A 17,295-nucleotide genomic window follows, 5' to 3' on the forward strand; every position below is an offset into this window, starting at 1 on the left:
CGTTGGGTGCGTTTGGCCAGCTTTCGGGCGAATGCCCGTAAACACATTGCATCTTGGCTACATTGCGCCGTCGCACGGAGATGGCTTGTCCGGTCACCTTGCATGTTGCCTGGAAATTTGGATGTGGCCTGGAGATGGGGATGTCTGGAGGGTTCTGGATGATATTCGCGCCAGATTACTCGAGGCAATTGATGCAGGACATGATGTATCTGCAATACACAGGGAAACGCGAAGCCGTGTGATCGCGGTTTTGCCGGGTGCCTATCTGGTTTGGGTTTGTGTATCCTAGAGATATCCTGTTTTTTTGTGGGGGGGCCATGAAATTCAAAGCCACGATACTGACCGTTGCCGGGCTGGGGCTTGCGGCGTGCAGTACGCCGGTCGTCAAGCATGAAAACACGCAGCCTCTTGATTTTGCCGGCCAGAAATATGTAGATAAAACGATGCAGGTCGGCGGACAAACGATACGTTACCGAGCATTTGAAAATATCGTTTATGTCAATAATCCTGTCGACGCGGCTCACGAAACCATCAATATCTACATTCCGGAAGCCTATTTCAACGGCGGCAGTATCAACGGCTACACCGCGCAAACCGCGCCCATCTTTCTGCCCAACCCAATCGGCGGCTATATGCCGGCCAAAGCCGGCGTGCCGGGGCAGGGCGGTTTTGGCCCGCACAAGGCCGGGCAGATTGACGCCATGCAGGCCGCCCTGGCCAGAGGCTATGTCGTGGCTTCGCCCGGCGCGCGCGGCCGCACTGCCGCCACCGGCAAGGCGCCCGCTGCGATTATCGATTTGAAAGCTGCCGTGCGCTACCTGCGCTTCAACGATGCAGTGATGGCCGGTGATGCCGAAAAAATCATCTCCAACGGCACCAGCGCCGGTGGGGCGTTATCTGTGCTGCTCGGCGCCACCGGCAACCAGGCCGACTACGAACCCTATATGCAACAGCTCGGCGCCGCGCCGGCCAAAGACCATATTTTCGCCGTTTCCGCCTATTGCCCGATTTCCATTCTGGATCATGCCGATGCCGCCTACGAATGGCAGTTCAACGGCGTGAACAACTACCAAAAAATGGACGCCTCCATGCTCGATTACCATGCCGAGCGCAAACTGGTCAGCGGCACGCTTACCAAGGCGCAAATCCAGGTTTCAGGTCGTCTCAAAGCCCGGTTCCCTGCCTATGTGAATAGCCTAAACCTGCGCGACCCACAAGGCCGCCGGCTGCGCTTGAATGCGCAAGGTAATGGCAGCTTTAAAAACTATGTCGCCTCCTTCCTGCGACAGTCCGCCCAGGGTCAGCTCGATGCCGGCAAAGACCTGAGCGATCGCAACTGGCTCACCCTCCGCAACGGCAAAGTCCGCGCCGTGAATTTTGCCGCCTATGCCCGTGCTACCGGCCGCCAGAAAACTCCGCCCGCCTTCGACGCGCTGGACTTGAGCAGCGGCGAGAACCAACTGTTCGGCACCGCCACCATCGACAAACAGCACTTCACCGCTTTCTCCTACCAACACCGTACCGACCCACAGGCTACGCTGGCCGACCCGCATACCGTGCAGCTGATGAACCCGATGCCCTTCATCGGCCCGCATACGCCGCCGCAGCATTGGCGCATCCGCGTCGGCACCGCCGATAGCGATACTTCGCTGGCCATCGCCGCCATTCTCGCCGCCAAGCTGCAAAACAGCGGCAAGCGCGTGGATTTCGCCCTGCCGTGGGACGTGCCGCACAGCGGCGATTACGATCTGGACGAACTGTTTGACTGGATCGACCAGGCTGTCAAAAACCAAAATTTAACGAAACAGGAGATGTGATGAACCATTCCGTCATTACCGTCATCGGCAAAGACCGCATTGGTATTGTTTACGACGTATCCAAACTGCTGGCCGAAAACCAAATCAATATCCTCAATATCAGTCAGCAGTTGATGGGCGAATTCTTTACCATGATCATTCTGGTCGATACCGCGCAATGCCCGAAATCGCGGCAGGAAATGCTCGACATCTTCGCACAGGCCAGCCAGGCGCTCGCGCTGGACATCCGCATGCAGAATGAAGAGTTGTTCAACGCCATGCACCGGGTTTAATACCTATCTCAGAAAACAATCTGAGTGTATTGGCGCGCCTTGCTGTACTCATATGCTGTCCGCGGCGCGCCGCCTTCCCGGCCCAATTCCTGGAATTGGTATCACCGTGCAGCATTCAACCCATTCATCACAGAAACCCATGACGCAAATTCATTCCACCGAAATCCTCGAAACCATCCGCATGGTGTCCGAGCAAAACTTTGATGTGCGCACCATCACCATCGGTATCGACCTGCACGACTGCATCTCGCCCGACATCGATACGCTCAACCGCAACATCTACAACAAAATCACCCGCATCGGCAAAGACCTGGTCGCGACTGCCACAGCGCTTTCCGCCAAATACGGCGTACCCATCGTCAACCAGCGCATTGCCGTCACGCCGATCGCGCAAATCGCCGCTTCGACCGGGGCGGACAGCTATGTGAGCGTGGCAGAGACGCTGGACAAAGCCGCCAAAGCCATCGGCGTTTCCTTCATCGGCGGCTTCTCCGCTCTGGTGCACAAAGGCCTTTCGCCTGCCGACCGCGTCCTGATCGCCAGCATCCCGGAAGCGATGCGCACGACCGACATCGTCTGCGCCTCCATCAACATTGGCAGCACCCGCGCCGGCATCAATATGGACGCGGTCAAGCTCGCAGCGGACACCATCAAGCACACTGCCGCCATCACCCCGGAAGGCTTCGGCTGCGCCAAAATTGTCGTCTTCTGCAACGCCGTCGAAGACAACCCCTTCATGGCGGGCGCCTTCCACGGCGCGGGCGAAGCGGACGCCGTCATCAACGTCGGCGTCTCCGGACCAGGCGTGGTGCAGGCGGCGCTGCAACACTGCGACGGCAAGAACCTCACCGAAATCGCCGAAGTCGTCAAAAAAACCGCCTTCAAAATCACTCGCGTCGGCGAACTTATCGGCCAGGAAGCGGCGCGACGCCTCGGCATCCCCTTCGGCATCCTCGACCTCTCGCTCGCGCCCACCCCCGCCGTCGGCGACAGCGTTGCCCGCATTCTCGAAGCAATGGGCCTCAGCGTCTGCGGCACGCACGGCACCACCGCCGCCCTTGCCCTGCTGAACGACGCGGTGAAAAAAGGCGGGATGATGGCCTCATCCGCCGTTGGCGGCCTGAGCGGCGCCTTCATCCCCGTCTCCGAGGACGAAGGCATGATTGCCGCCGCTGCCAGCGGCGTCCTCACCCTGGACAAACTCGAAGCGATGACGGCAGTGTGCTCTGTCGGCCTCGACATGGTTGCCGTGCCGGGCGACACCCCGGCGGCGACCATTGCAGGCATCATTGCCGACGAAGCCGCCATCGGCATGATCAACAGCAAAACCACCGCCGTGCGCATCATCCCCGTACCGGGCAAAGGCGTGGGTGAACGCGTCGAATTCGGCGGCCTACTCGGCTACGCGCCGATTATGCCGGTCAAGACGGGCTCGTGTGCGGACTTCATCGCGCGCGGCGGCCGCATCCCCGCGCCGGTGCAGTCGATGAAAAACTAAGCGGCAAAGCCGTTCGCTGGGGCCGCGGCATCTTCGCCAGCACGGATTACTCAGCCAGGCGGGATTGATCAACGCGCCGAGTCGTATAGCCAGCCGTACAATCGGGCGCTGATAGGGAAGGACTTGGCCGGAACCGGCACGCTGCGCGCAGATGAATCAAGGATTTATACTCTCCTTGAGAACGGCCTGAATGCTGGATCTTCCGCGCCCAGAATCTTCCATGAAACGAGGAGAGAAAAGGATGAAAACCGATACAAGAAACCGCTACGGCAGCATTTCGCGCAGCTTTCACTGGATCATGGCCGTGGGTTATCTTTTTATGTTCGGAACGGCCATCGCCTGGAATATCGATAAACAGTTCAGATCCTCGCTCATGGGAATGCACAAAACGGTCGGTTTTGTGCTGGCCGCTTTGATCGTCCTGCGTGTTTTATGGGCTGTGACGCAAATGTCGCATCGTCCCAAGAATAATCTGGCGGCCAGAACCGGGCATCTGGCACTGTATGCCCTCATGATTGCCGTTCCGGCATTGGCTATTGCCCGCCAGATCGGCAGGGCGCAGGGGAACAAGTTCCTGGTCGAACTCGGGAACCAGTGGCACGGCGAACTGGGGTGGGTGTTGCTTGTGCTGGTTGCCGGCCATGTCGTGATGACGATCATTCACCAAGGCCGGGGAGCGCCGGTGCTTTCGCGTATGTGGGGATAGGTTAGGAAAGAGGCTGAAACCAGGGTTGGGATAAAGCTGGGAATCAGCATCCGGCAAGCTTGACCGACGCGCTGGCGCCAGGGCGGCGCAACATCGTTCTGCTTTGCTGGTGTTTTGTCTGCGGGATTTCCATTTTGTCTGCGGGATTTCCATAGAGTAAAAATCGGCGGATGTCGTTTTGGTCATTGATATGCCGAAAACACACACCGGAAACCTTTCCCGGCTATGTACAAGATCCGGAAAGTTCCGGAAAATAGCCGACTTCATCAATCTCGACGAGATCAAGGAGTCTTTTTATGGCACTGGCACGTTTCAAAACCCTGGCTTCGGCGCTGCTCGCCGCTTCCTGCGTGGCTCTGGCGCACGCTGCCGAGCCGCTGAAGGCCGGCTTTGTTTACATCGGCCCGACAGGCGATCATGGCTGGACGTATTCACATGACGAAGGGCGCAAACAGCTCGAAGCGCATTCCGGCGGCAGGGTCAAGACGACTTTCGTTGAAAATGTGCCGGAAACCGCCGATTCCGAGCGTGTTTTCCGCGATCTGGCGCAAAAGGGCTACAAAGTCATTTTTGGCACATCGTTCGGGTATATGAACCAGATGGTCAAAGTGGCCAAAGCCTTTCCGAACACCATCTTCATGCACGCCACCGGCTATAAAACGGCGCCTAACCTTGGCGTTTTTGACGTGCGCACGTATGAAGGTTCTTACATGCTCGGGGTCATCGCCGGCAAAATGACCAAGCACAACAAGCTCGGCATTGTTGCCTCGATTCCCATTCCTGAGGTAATCCGCAACATCAATGCGTTCACGATCGGCGCGCGCAGCGTTAATCCGAAGGTAACGACGCGCGTCATCTGGGTGAATTCCTGGTTCGACCCCGGCAAAGAGCGTGAAGCGGCGCTGGCGCTGATTGCCCAGGGCAGTGACGTGCTGATGCAGAACACCGACTCGCCGGCCGTCGTCCAGACAGCGCAGGAAAAAGGCATCCTCGGTTTTGGCTGGAACTCGGATATGACCAAATTCGGCGGCAAGGCGCAATTGGCCGCCTCCGTCCTCAACTGGGAGGTGATCTACAAAAAAGTCATTGCCGACGTTGAGGCCGGCGCCTGGAAAACATCGAATATCTGGTGGGGCGTCAAAGAGGGCGCGGTCAATGTTGGTTATTTCGGCCCTCAATTGCCGGAAGATGTGAAAAAGCTGGTAGAAGCGCGGCGCGATGCACTTAAAACCGGCAGCCTGCATCCCTTTGCCGGCCCGCTCAAGGATCAGTCCGGCAAGGAAGTGCTGCCCGCTGGCAAAACCTATACGGACGCCGAGTTAAAGCAGATCAATTTTTACGTCGAGGGCATCGAAGGCAATCTGCCCAAGTAAGGCCGGATGACCATCGCGCGCGGAGAACGTTTTTCGGCTCCGCGCAGCCGGCCTACCGCACGCCATGGGCCTTGCCATATGCCCGTTCATCAGTTCATGTGCGGCCGCTGCTGATTTTTCATTCAAGTTCTGACTCAAGGATCCATGCATGGAAAATGCATTCATCAGCCCCTATCGGGACGATATCGTCATTTCATGGCCGGAGCTGCACCGTGATACGCGCTTGCTGTGCCGCGCCTTGATGGATCGGGGGCCGTTCAAAGGCATCATTGCCATTGCGCGCGGCGGCCTGATTCCGGCGGCGCTGGTTGCGCGCGAACTGGAAATCCGCCTGCTCGATACGATCTGTGCTTCCAGCTACGAGGCCGCGTCCGACGACGGACAGGGCGCGCAGATCATGCGCACCGAGGTCAAGATTCTCAAGGGGGTCGAGCACGACGGCGAAGGCTATCTGCTGATCGACGATCTGGTCGATACGGGGGCGACGGCGCGCATGATTCGCAAGCTGTTACCCAAGGCCTTCTTCGCCACGCTTTATGCCAAGCCGATGGGGCGGGAAGTCGTCGATCTCTGCGTCAAGGAGTTCCGCCAGGATAAATGGGTGTACTTCCCTTGGGATATCGACTACACCTTTGTGCCGCCGCTAAAGAAAAATTGCCAAGTAGATGCCGGATGAGCGGAATTTCGTATGGTTTTTACGAGCGGAGATCACCAAAAAAGTAAAGCCCGTGAAATATGGGGCTGACACGATGTTTGATGCCCTCTGCTTGTCGCGGCGTGGGTTGGCCTCAGAGAATCTGAGGGCATAAAAAAGGAAATATAAAAATGACACAGCCAATGACCCAAACAACGGTTTTTGAAGTCTGCCTGCTTTCCATCAAACCGGGCATGGAAGCGGAATTTGAAGCGGGCGTGCGCCAGGCTGCGCCATTGTTCCGGCGCGCCAAAGGGTGCCTGAGTATGGAATTGCGGCGCTTTGTCGAAAACCCCTGCATGTATCACCTGCTCGTCCAGTGGAACTCGCTGGAAGCCCATACCGTCGACTTCCGGGCGTCAGAGGATTTCCAGAAATGGCGGAGCTGCGTTAGCCACTGCTTCGCCGCGCCGCCGGAAGTCATTCACACGGTCGAAACCCTGCAAGGCTTTTGAGCCGAACCCCCGCAATCTTTGAATCTTTGGCAAAACGCATTGAAATTCAGCGCTGCGCACCGGCATTCGTGAGGCTTTGAAGCAAACGGTCGAATAGACCTCGTATCCTTATATCGGCTTCGCCCAGGATGGGCGTCCCGTTTGAACCGCTGGTCGACGATGGGCGCAAGAGTCTCTTCGGCGGCATCAGGCTGAGATAAGGGCGCCGGCTGTTTTTAGGGGTAATGGCCAAATTTCATGCTTTTCCTCAGACGCTTGGCGCTAAAGGACAAAATTCATGCTCAAGGTCTCATTCTTGAGCGAAATAATTCTTTATAGACCGTCCCTTATTCTCCTTTTTCAGCCCGTAATGTCACTGCAAAAGACTTTTCATGCCGCCAAATCCCCCTTCCGGACCCCGTGTCTTTTGGGTGTTTCAGCCCGGTCGGTTGCTTCTGCAGTCCTTGTCGATAGGGCATTTGCGGGCAGGTAGGCCGGAAGCCCCCGTAAACATTGGGCTTGCGGATAGGTAGGCCGGAAACCCGCGTAAACACTGGGCTGGCGGGCAGCCCTTCCGGAAACGCCCATTTTACGCGGGGTTCAGGGCAGGTGTTGTGGCGGATATTGTGGAGGGTGAGTCTGCGGCAGTTGACGGTGATTCAACTGGCGATGCTTCTTTCCTGCGCAGCCGGTATTGCAACGCAAGGCACTGTCGCAGCGCCGACAGCCGAAGTGATGCTTCGCTCCTGTGCGTCCGGTGGTGTGTCAGTGGTGCGCGGGCGGCTACGGAACGTTCAAGACAGCAAACCAAGATTGCTGCCTGCCTGTCCTGGATGTGACGCTCGGTTATCTAAATCGATTGGCCGCAAGCCCACGTCAATCGGGCATTTGCGGGCAGGTAGGCCGGACGTCCCCGTAAACATTGGGCTTGCGGATAGGCAGGCCGGAAACCCGCGTAAACACTGGGCTGGCGGGCAGCCCTTCCGGAGATGCCCGTTTTACGCGGGCTGCGGGGCAAGCATTATTGCGTGTCTTCGGTCACGGCGGCTGTGATTCGGTGATGCTTCAACCTGGCGCGGCAATACGCTCCGGTTATTTTTGTAAGGGGTCTTGGTGGCTGCTTGGGCGAGATGGCGGCGGATGGATGGTTTTTGAACTGCATCCATACTGGGCTGCAAGTTGCGCGGCGGTCTATTTACCATCGCTGACATCGATGACGAAGCGCCGTTCTGCTTGATCTGTTTTGCGCTGCAAAAAGGGCAACTTTTTGTTCAAAGCCTTGGATCCCCATTAAAGACTTGCAGCATAAGGCTTCAAGCTCTTTTTATCACCCTAAATGTCCTTACGCCTGTTTTTACGACTTCGTTGAACGGATGAGCTGCCTGGCCAGCCGGTTGTGGTCGGCAATCAATGACGGTAGTTCGAGCGGCAGCAGTTGCCCCTCGGCCACGACGGGCTTGCCGTTGATGATGGCGTAACGAACCTGTTGCGGCGCGCAGAAAACCAGCGCGGCCACGGGGTCATGCACGGCCGCTCCGGCCAGCGCCAGCGTATCGAGAGGAAAAGCGACAAGATCAGCGCTCATGCCGGGGACCAGCGCGCCGATATCGTCGCGCCCCAGCACTCGGGCGCCGCCCAATGTGGCGAGTTCCAGCGCATGCCGCGCGCTCATCGCCGCCGGCTCCGCATGGGGCTGGCAGCCGACGCGGGCGAGGAGCATGGCTTGGCGTGCTTCGCCGAGCAGGTGCGCGGCATCGTTCGAGGCACTGCCGTCGACGCCGAGGCCGACGGGAACGCCTGCCCGGCGCATGGCGGGAATCGGTGCGATACCGGAGGCTAGACGCATATTTGAACACGGACAGTGCGCAACGCCAGTTCCCGTGCGTGCAAAAAGGTCGATGCCTGCCTCGTCGAGTTTGACGCAATGCGCATGCCAGACGTCCGCGCCCGTCCAGCCGAGCGATTCGGCATACGCTGCCGGCGTCATGCCGAATTTTTCGCGGCTGTAGGCAACATCGTTGTCGTTCTCGGCCAGATGCGTGTGCAGCGAAACACCGTACGCGCGCGCCAGGCGCGCGGCTTCCCGCATCAGGCTGCGGCTGACCGAAAAAGGCGAGCAGGGCGCAACGACGATGCGCAGCATGGCGTGCCGCGCCGAGTCGTGCCAGGTTTCGATCAGCCGCTGCGTATCTTTGAGAATGGTGTCTTCATCTTCGACCAGCCGGTCGGGCGGCAGGCCTCCCTCGCTTTCTCCGACGCTCATGCTGCCGCGCGCGGCATGAAAACGCATACCGATCTGCGCTGCGGCCTCAATCGAATCGTCGAGCCGCGCGCCGTTCGGATAAAGGTAGAGATGGTCGCTGCTCGTCGTACATCCGGAAAGGATCAGTTCGGCCATCGCCGTTAGCGTCGAGACGCGGATCATTTCCGGCGTCAGCCCCGCCCAGACCGGATACAGGCGGCGCAGCCAGGCAAACAGCTCGGCGTCCTGTGCGCCGGGCAATGCCCGCGTCAGGCTTTGGTACATGTGGTGGTGCGTGTTGATGAGACCGGGCAGGGCAAGGCAACCGGCCAGCGAAAGCGTTTCATCGGCCTGCGTCGGCAGGCTGGCGGATGGGCCGACCGCTTCAATGACGCCATCACGCACAAAAACGCCGCCCCCCGGAATTTCGCGCCGGTCGGCATCCATCGTCACCAGCAGATCGGCATCCTTGAGCAGCAGCGTCGTCATTAAGGCGGTTCAGGGCAGAAAAGAGCGGCCCAACGAGGCGGGCAGGTTGTTCTGGAGCACGCGGCGGTCGCGCGAAATGACGACGAGTACGATGATGGTGGCGAGATAGGGCAAGGCGGCGAGCAGTTGCACGGGAATCGTAATGCCCAGCCCTTGCGCGTGAAATTGCAGGATAGTGACGGCGCCGAACAGATACGCGCCGAGCATCAGCCGTTCTGCCTTCCAGGAGGCGAAAACGACGAGCGCGACGGCGATCCAGCCGCGGCCGGCGCTCATGTTCTGCACCCACAGCGGCGTATAGACGGTCGACAGATAAGCGCCGGCAATGCCGGCCAGCGCCCCCCCGAAAAGCGTCGCGCCGAAGCGGATGCCAATGACCGGATAGCCGATGGCGTGCGCCGCTTCCGGTGATTCGCCAACGGCCTTGAGCAACAGGCCGAGACGGGTTTTCGCCAGCCCCCAGGCAATAACGGCGAACGTGAGGATCGACAGGTAGACAACGGCATCCTGCTTAAACAGTATCGGGCCGAGCAGGGGGATGTCGGAAAGCAGCGGAATGGCGAAGGGCTTTAGCCCAGGCAGGCTATAGCTGATGTAATGCTGACCGATGAAGGCCGACAGCCCGATGCCGAAAATCGTCAGCGCCAGCCCGCAGGCCGCCTGGTTGGCGGCCAGCAGCAGCGCGAAAAAAGCGAAGATCAGCGCCATGCCGGCGCCGGCCAGCGCCCCGGCCGGCAGGCCAATGGCCGCGCCCTGTCCGCTTTCTACGGCAGCAGCGAACCCGGCAATGGCGCCGGCGAGCATCATGCCTTCGACACCGAGATTGATGACGCCGGTGCGTTCGGCGACGAGTTCGCCCAGACCGGCGAAAATCAGCGGTACGGCAGCGGCCAGCGTACCAGCCAGAATGGGGACGATATGTTCGATCATGGCGTTATGCAGTCGTGTTCATGCGGCGAGCGGCCGGCGCAGACGGTTATCGACGAAGGCGTCGGCGCCAAGCAGAAAGAAAAGCAGCATGCCCTGGAAGATCCCCGTAATTGCCGCCGGCAGTTGCAGGGCGACCTGTGCGGCCTCGCCGCCGAGATAGAGCAGCGCCATCAAAAACCCTGCGGCGATGATGCCGAGCGCGTGCAGACGCCCCAGATAGGCGACGATGATGGCGGCAAAGCCGTAACCGGGGGAAATGTTGAGATTGAGCTGGCCGACTGGGCCGGCGATTTCACCGACGCCAGCGATGCCGGCGACCATGCCCGAAAGCACCAGCGTAAACCAGGCAGTGCGGTTGGCAGAAAAACCGGCGTAACGCGAAGCGGCGGGCGCGTAGCCGCCAACCTCGATCTGGAAGTGCAAAAAACTGCGCGCGTTGAAAGCCCAGAAAGCGAGGATGGCAAAAAGGGTGATGAAAACCGAAGTGTTAACGCGCAAACCTTCAAACAGGGGCGAGAACAGCGCCGGATCGCTGAACATGATCGACTGCGGGAAGTTCATGCCTTCCGGGTCGCGCCACGGGCCATTGACCATATAGGCGAGCAGGTAGTTGGCGATATAGGCAAGCATCAGCGTCGTCAGCGTTTCCTGCGCGTTAAAGCGCGTTTTGAGCAGGGCGGGAATCGCGCCCCAGAATGCGCCGCCCAGTGCGCCGGCCAGCACCATGGCCGGAAGAATCCAGGCGGAATCGCTGCCTTCGCAGGCAATGGCGACGCCGCCGCCGGCGAGCGCGCCGACGATCAGTTGGCCTTCGGCGCCGATGTTGTAGATGCGCGCCTTGAAGCCGAGCGCCAGCCCTTGCGCAATCAGGATTAGCGGGCAGGCCTTGATCAGCAGTTCGCTCCAGCCGTAGCTGCTGGTCAGCGGTTGAATAAAAAAGATATGGAAGGATTCGAGCGGCGGTTTGCCGAGTGCCCAAAAAAGCAGCGAACCGGTCACCAGTGTGGCGATGACGGCGATGAGCGGCGACAGCCAGCGCATCAGCCGGGAAGGGTAAGGGCGAGGTTCAAGCAGGTGCATGATTGGCGGCATCTGTAGCCGTTTCTGGTTGGGCATCCGCTGTGCTTTGCGGCGCTGCGGGCGGCGTAAACAGCCCGGCCATCTGCATGCCGACCGTTTCGGCGTCGAGCGCGGTCTTGGGGCGTGCGGGCGAAAGCCGCCCCTGGGCGAGCACGGCGATGCGGTCGCTGATTTCAAAGAGTTCTTCGAGTTCTTCCGAGACGACGAGGAGGGCGACGCCGGAACGGGAAAGATCAAGCAATGCCTGGCGCAGCGCGCTCGCCGCACCGATATCGACCCCCCAGGTGGGCTGGGCGACGATCATGACCTTGGGCCGCAGCATGATTTCGCGGCCGACGATGAATTTCTGCAGATTGCCGCCGGAAAGCGAACGGGCGTTGGTCGATACATCGCCGCCGCGCACGTCGAAGCGTTCGACACATGCGCGGGCGTAGTCTCGCGCCTTGCCGTAATGGACGAGCCCCCACTGTTTCATGCCTTGCCGGTGTGCGGTCAGCAGGGCATTTCGGCTCAGCGAGAACGGCGGCACGGCGCCACGCCCCAGGCGTTCTTCCGGCACGTAGACCAGCCCTTTGGCGCGGCGTCGACCGGCGTTCAGGTGGCCGATGGGGGTGCCGTCCAGCTGGATAGTCTTCTTACCGACCGGCCGCTCACCGGAGAGCGCTGCCATCAGCTCGGCCTGTCCGTTGCCGGAAATGCCGGCGATGCCGAGAATTTCACCGGCATTGAGCGTGAGCGAAATATCGTGCAGGGAAACGCCGAACGGGCCTTCGGCATCAATGCTCAGGTGCTCGACGGTCAGCATCGGCCGCCGTTCGCCCGTGTACGGCGGCGCCTGGCAGACCGGCAGATCGCGGCCGATCATCATGCGCGCCAGCGATGCCGATGTTTCTGCGCGCGGGACCACGGTGCCGGTGACGCGTCCGTTGCGCAGAATCGTTGCCTTGTCGCACAGCGCCTGGATTTCGTGTAGCTTGTGACTGATGTAAAGGATGGAGACGCCTTCGGAGGCGATCTGGCGCAGGGTTTCAAACAGTTTTTCGACGGCCTGCGGCGTCAGTACGGATGTCGGTTCGTCGAGAATCAGGAGCTGCGGGTTCTGCAACAGGCAGCGGACGATTTCGACGCGCTGCCGTTCGCCGACCGATAGGCTGTGCACGCGCCGGTCGGGGTCAAGCGGCAGGCCATAGCGCTCGGAAACGGCTTTGACTCGCTCGGAAAGCTTCGGCAGGTTGAACGGTTCGTCCAGCACCAGGGCGATATTTTCGGCGACGGTCAGCGTTTCAAACAGCGAGAAATGCTGGAAGACCATGCCAATGCCCATCTGCCGCGCCTGCGCGGGGTTGTCGATATCGACCGCCTCGCCGTTCATGCGGATGGTGCCGGCGTCCGCTTTGACTGCGCCGTAGATGATTTTGACCAGCGTGCTCTTACCCGCGCCATTTTCGCCCAGCAGGGCGTGAATTTCCCCCGGCATGATCGTCAGGCTGACATTTTCGTTGGCAACGACGGACGGGTAGCGCTTGGTAATGTTGTGCAGTTCGAGACGGGGAGCGGCGGATGTCATACGGGCAGGGATTGCGCAGCGTCAAGGTCAGGTTGTCTGAATCGTCAAATTTGTCGGATTGGCCAAAAGCGTGCGTTGGGAAAATGCCCGCGCCTGCGCCGTGTCCGCTATCGCCTGAACAGCCGGGTTTTACGGGGCTATGCGTCGATAAAAGCGGGACGGTGCGGGCGGTATTTTGACACATCCGGTACAGGCTGTGGGCATTGGGCAGCCCGCTCATTCTGCCTGTTTCGATGGCAAACCCGGGCAATCCGCAGAGATCTATACGCGCAGATCATGTGATTTGCTTTTTGTGTCGCATCCAGCGAGAAATAGAGCCATCTGGCTTCCGGAATTGCACAAGATGCTTCTGAAATTGCAATAGAAGAGTTATGATCGCGCCTTCGCAACACGGCGCAGTGGCGGAACGCATTGTTCTTGCGTAGGGAAAAATAATGTTCCAAGGCTGCCTTCCAATGAACTTTTTTCATGACCCTACGAATTTTTGCTGAAGGGAGAGAGATAAATATGGCAGAACCTGTCATCCACAAGGCCGAAACGCAAGGCAAAACCAACTGGTCAGTGCTGCTTGGCGCCGCGTTTATCATGGCCACCTCGGCGGTCGGGCCGGGATTTTTGACGCAGACGGCCGTATTTACCGAAAAATTCGCCGCCAACTTTGCCTTTGCCATTCTGGCTTCGATTGTGATCGACATCGGCGCGCAGATGAACGTCTGGCGTGTGATTACGATGAGCCGTATGCGCGGTCAGGATATCGCCAACAAGGTCCTTCCCGGCCTGGGGCACCTCATCGCGCTGTTGATTGTCGCCGGCGGGCTGGCCTTCAACATCGGCAATGTGGGCGGAGCGGGCATGGCGGTCAATGTGCTGTTCGGTATCAGCGTTGAAACCGGCGCCATTATCTCGGGCGTTATCGCCATTGGTATTTTTGCCTCGAAAGAAGCGGGCCTGGCGATGGACCGGGTCGCTAAAATCTTGGGCGGATTGATGATCCTGCTCGCCACTTACGTGATGTTTTCCTCGAATCCGCCGGTCGGCGAGGCGATCGTCAAATCCATCTTTCCCAATGATTATGCTGCGCTGATGTTGCCGACGATTACGCTGGTCGGCGGTACGGTCGGCGGCTACATTACGTTTGCCGGCGGGCATCGCCTGCTCGACGCGGGCGTGACGGGGCATGAAAACCTGCCGCGCGTCAACCGCGCCGCCGTGACCGGCATCCTGATCACCGGCGTCATGCGCGTCGTTATTTTTCTGGCGGCGCTGGGTGTCGTAGCCGCAGGCCTGAAGCTGGACCAGACCAATCCGCCGGCTTCCGTTTTCCGGCATGCCGCTGGCAATCTGGGGTACAAGTTTTTTGGCCTCGTCCTTTGGGCGGCAGCAATCACTTCCATTGTCGGCGCAGCGTATACCAGCGTTTCCTTTTTGCGCTCGATGTCGGCGGCGGTCGAAAGATATAACACCTACGTCATCATGTTGTTTATTGCCTTTTCTACGATCGTATTCGTGGTGTTTGGCCGGCCGGTTCAGACGCTGGTGCTGGTGGGCGCACTCAACGGCCTGATTTTGCCGCTGACGCTGGGCGTGATGCTGGTGGCGGCGAAAAGTAAGAAAATCGTCGGTGACTACGCGCACCCGATGTGGCTGCAAATCTTCGGTATTCTGGCGGCGGCGACTGCCGCCTGGGCCGGCTGGATTTCGTTGCAGGGGATTGCCAATCTCTGGAAGTAATCGGAAGTCATTCTAACGCCGCCTGACAGCTTGCGGCCGCACGATCCGCTGCGGGAGCGTCGAAACGTCGGCGCTCCCGCAGTTTTTATAGGGAACCTGCGGCGGTGCGCATTTCAGGTGAGCGGCAGAATTTTGGTGTATATTCTCCGTGTATATTCGCTGAAATTGCCGACGATAAAATAATATCCCGGAAAAATGATTTTCCTTAAAAAGGTTTAAATGTATTGTTTGCTAATTCAGACAAATTTTATTGAGATATCAGATAATCTAAAGGCTAATTCATGGGGAAAGTACTGTTTTGGCTGACGCTTATAGAAGTTTCAGTGCTTATGTTTTTATTCCTAAAGCAGATGGTGGGCGGGTAAGCAGGCCGTTTGCTTTTCGCTCAAGATTATGATAAGGCATGGAGGCGCCATGTTGTCGCTTGTTTTTCCGCTATTCTTCCTGCAAAAATTTCCCTTCGAGCGCTACGCCTTTCCGCGCTGGCAAGCCGTGCTGGCGATTACCTTCCTTGGGCTATTGGTTGGCCTGGATTCCGATCGCGTCTGGTCAGACCCGGAGACGTTGATTATTCCTTCGTGGTTAATGTTTGGCATGGCGATGTTATCGATATGGGGCGCTTTTCTTGTCAGCCTCGGTTTTTTGCGCTGGTGGCTCAAGCGCGGCGGCCGCTGGGATGGTCGGGGCGATTTGTTCAATCTGCTGGCGGCCTCATACCTGGTGGCGGATACGCTATGCATCGGGCTGATGCTGCTTGACACATCGCCGCTGCTGATATTGCCACAGGGGTTGTATTCGATCTGGGTTACCGGAAATGCGTTGTCCGGCGCGATTCCCAAAGCTAGCCTCGGCTATAGCATCGGCGGTTTCATCATGAGCCAGATTCTCATCGCCTTGCTGGTCGTATTTTTATTTGCCGCTTTAGGTTTTGCGTTGGCCCTGTTCGGCTATGTACCGCCTCCGCCGCCGGGCGCGGGGCCGCCGGGAATTGCGTGAATTTCTTGGGATTAGATGGATTTCCCGTGAATATAGGGCGCGCGTTTTACCGTCGTTTGATCTACGGCGCTGCGGGCTTCCAATGGCATGCCGCCGGAAGCCCCGTAAACAGGCGGCTACAGCGGTGCGCCAGCCCGCGTAGATTGTGGCTTTCCGGGATCTGCTCTAATTTTTTAGATAAAGGCGTATAGTGTCCGAGTCAGCCAACCACGGCGCCCCGATATGTAGCAATAGACATAGACATATGGCGAGGAAATTTCCCCTGCATCCCAAACACCCTGAGCGAATCTGCTGGGGATGCGACAGGTATTGCTCGAAAGAGGCGATGGGTTGCGGCAACGGTTCCGACCGCACCCAGCACCCCGCCGAATTGCTGGGGGATGATTGGTATTTGTACGGCGACTGGGGGCTGGAGGTCGAGGACGCGCCCGCGCCGGAAGCTGAAAAAGACGCCAAAAAGTCGATAAAACTGGAAAAAGCGCAGTGAAGCGTTGGGGTAAAAAAGAAGCTCCGAGACCCGCGAAAGCAGGGCAGAAAACATAAAACGCCCTGGGTTCCGCGTAAATAAAGGGCTTCAGGGCATCAAAAAACATAAACTGGAATACTGTACTTGACGATCGCTTGCATCCGCCTGCCTTCGGCAGCGTGCAAGCCCTATGCGCGAAACGCTGCCCAAAGCTGCGTCAACACTTCACCGGCCTTGCCGTGCAGGTTGTCGGCGGCAAGCAGGTCGAGCGGCGTGGGCAGCGGGTTGATCTGAATGAGGCGGGCGCCGCGCCGCGCGGCGAGTTCAGGCAAGGCGGCGGCAGGATAGACGACGGCCGATGTGCCGATGCTGAAAAACACGTCGCAGGATTGCGCGGCATCCTGCGCGGCCTGCCAAGCGTCTTCCGGTAGCGACTCGCCAAACCAGACGACGCCGGGGCGAATGTGGCCGTTGCAGTCCGGGCAGCGTGGCGGTTCAATGCGCCAGCCTGTTGCCGGCTCTACGGGAATTCCCGAAGGCATGGGGTAGGCGCGAGCGCATTCGTGGCAACGCGGTTGCAGCAGGCTGCCGTGCAGGTGCAGAACCTTCTGGCTGCCCGCGCGTTCATGGAGATCGTCGACATTCTGAGTAATCAGCGTAAGCCGTGGAAAGACGCCGGCCATTGCGGCAATGGTTCGATGCGCGGCATTCGGCGAGCACAGCATGACGTTTCGGCGGCGGAATTCGTACCAGCCCCAGACGAGATCAGGCTGTCGCGCGAAGGCTTCTGGCGTTGCCAGTTCCTGCGGGTCATAGCGTTGCCACAAGCCGGATAACTCGTCACGGAAAGTTGGAATGCCGCTTTCCTGCGAGACGCCTGCGCCGGTGAAAACGACGACGTGCTTAGCGCCGCTCAGGGCGGTAAGTAAGGATTCAGGGATGGATGGCATAGATGACATGAAAGGCGATAAAAAATATGAGGGAAATACGAATATTTGTC

15 protein-coding genes are annotated in these 17,295 nt (G+C 58.9%); 10 read left to right on the top strand and 5 right to left on the bottom strand.

Annotation, left to right across the window (positions count from 1 at the left end; all coding sequences use genetic code 11):
* Nucleotides 1–317 precede the first annotated feature (317 nt).
* The 7 genes from ABCS64_RS04170 to ABCS64_RS04200 all read left to right on the top strand — a co-directional run bounded on the left by ABCS64_RS04170 (nt 318) and on the right by ABCS64_RS04200 (nt 6,815).
* Nucleotides 318–1,817 (top strand): subtype B tannase, encoded by a 1,500-nt coding sequence (locus ABCS64_RS04170; RefSeq protein ID WP_418890649.1) that lies wholly within the window; start codon nt 318–320, stop codon nt 1,815–1,817.
* Entirely contained in the window at nt 1,817–2,089 is a 273-nt protein-coding gene (locus tag ABCS64_RS04175) for an ACT domain-containing protein (protein WP_418890650.1), read from the top strand. Before ABCS64_RS04170 ends, ABCS64_RS04175 begins: the two co-directional genes overlap by 1 nt.
* A 139-nt stretch (nt 2,090–2,228) precedes the next feature.
* A complete protein-coding gene (locus tag ABCS64_RS04180) occupies nt 2,229–3,587 on the top strand; it encodes a PFL family protein (RefSeq protein ID WP_418890651.1) in 1,359 nt (452 codons plus the stop codon).
* Nucleotides 3,588–3,828: 241 nt separating this feature from the next.
* Complete coding sequence (locus ABCS64_RS04185) at nt 3,829–4,293, top strand: cytochrome b (RefSeq protein WP_418890652.1); 465 nt, start codon at nt 3,829–3,831, stop codon at nt 4,291–4,293.
* 296 nt (nt 4,294–4,589) lie between these two features.
* Nucleotides 4,590–5,666, top strand: a complete 1,077-nt coding sequence (locus tag ABCS64_RS04190; RefSeq protein ID WP_418890653.1) for a BMP family ABC transporter substrate-binding protein — start codon at nt 4,590–4,592, stop codon at nt 5,664–5,666.
* A gap of 148 nt (nt 5,667–5,814) precedes the next feature.
* Nucleotides 5,815–6,342, top strand: a complete 528-nt coding sequence (gpt, locus tag ABCS64_RS04195; RefSeq protein ID WP_418890654.1) for a xanthine phosphoribosyltransferase — start codon at nt 5,815–5,817, stop codon at nt 6,340–6,342.
* 149 nt (nt 6,343–6,491) lie between these two features.
* The gene (locus ABCS64_RS04200) at nt 6,492–6,815 is read left to right on the top strand and encodes a putative quinol monooxygenase (RefSeq protein WP_418890655.1); all 324 of its coding nucleotides are present in this window, start codon (nt 6,492–6,494) and stop codon (nt 6,813–6,815) included.
* 1,333 nt (nt 6,816–8,148) lie between these two features.
* Here ABCS64_RS04200 and ABCS64_RS04205 read toward each other — a convergent pair.
* Genes ABCS64_RS04205 through ABCS64_RS04220 form a run of 4 tightly spaced genes read right to left on the bottom strand, consistent with a single transcriptional unit; the run spans nt 8,149 to nt 13,102 of the window.
* On the bottom strand, nt 8,149–9,525 hold the full coding sequence (locus ABCS64_RS04205) for an 8-oxoguanine deaminase (protein ID WP_418890656.1): 1,377 nt from the start codon (nt 9,523–9,525) through the stop codon (nt 8,149–8,151).
* Nucleotides 9,526–9,534: 9 nt separating this feature from the next.
* Nucleotides 9,535–10,455, bottom strand: a complete 921-nt coding sequence (locus tag ABCS64_RS04210) for an ABC transporter permease (protein ID WP_418890657.1) — start codon at nt 10,453–10,455, stop codon at nt 9,535–9,537.
* An 18-nt stretch (nt 10,456–10,473) separates the two neighbouring features.
* A complete protein-coding gene (locus ABCS64_RS04215; protein ID WP_418890658.1) occupies nt 10,474–11,547 on the bottom strand; it encodes an ABC transporter permease in 1,074 nt (357 codons plus the stop codon).
* Nucleotides 11,522–13,102 (bottom strand): ABC transporter ATP-binding protein, encoded by a 1,581-nt coding sequence (locus ABCS64_RS04220; protein WP_418890659.1) that lies wholly within the window; start codon nt 13,100–13,102, stop codon nt 11,522–11,524. Before ABCS64_RS04220 ends, ABCS64_RS04215 begins: the two co-directional genes overlap by 26 nt.
* A 507-nt stretch (nt 13,103–13,609) precedes the next feature.
* Here ABCS64_RS04220 and ABCS64_RS04225 point away from each other — a divergent pair.
* The 3 genes from ABCS64_RS04225 to ABCS64_RS04235 all read left to right on the top strand — a co-directional run bounded on the left by ABCS64_RS04225 (nt 13,610) and on the right by ABCS64_RS04235 (nt 16,316).
* Nucleotides 13,610–14,833: an NRAMP family divalent metal transporter gene (locus ABCS64_RS04225; protein ID WP_418890660.1), complete on the top strand. Its 1,224-nt coding sequence runs from the start codon at nt 13,610–13,612 to the stop codon at nt 14,831–14,833.
* Nucleotides 14,834–15,247: 414 nt separating this feature from the next.
* Nucleotides 15,248–15,829: a hypothetical protein gene (locus ABCS64_RS04230; RefSeq protein ID WP_418890661.1), complete on the top strand. Its 582-nt coding sequence runs from the start codon at nt 15,248–15,250 to the stop codon at nt 15,827–15,829.
* A gap of 244 nt (nt 15,830–16,073) precedes the next feature.
* On the top strand, nt 16,074–16,316 hold the full coding sequence (locus tag ABCS64_RS04235; protein ID WP_418890662.1) for a DUF3079 domain-containing protein: 243 nt from the start codon (nt 16,074–16,076) through the stop codon (nt 16,314–16,316).
* Between the two features lie 167 nt (nt 16,317–16,483).
* Here the strand turns inward: ABCS64_RS04235 and ABCS64_RS04240 are convergent, their stop codons facing one another.
* Entirely contained in the window at nt 16,484–17,245 is a 762-nt protein-coding gene (locus ABCS64_RS04240) for an SIR2 family NAD-dependent protein deacylase (protein ID WP_418890663.1), read from the bottom strand.
* Nucleotides 17,246–17,295 lie beyond the last annotated feature (50 nt).

The organism is Dentiradicibacter hellwigii (assembly GCF_041770905.1).
GTDB lineage: Bacteria > Pseudomonadota > Gammaproteobacteria > Burkholderiales > Rhodocyclaceae > Propionivibrio > Propionivibrio hellwigii.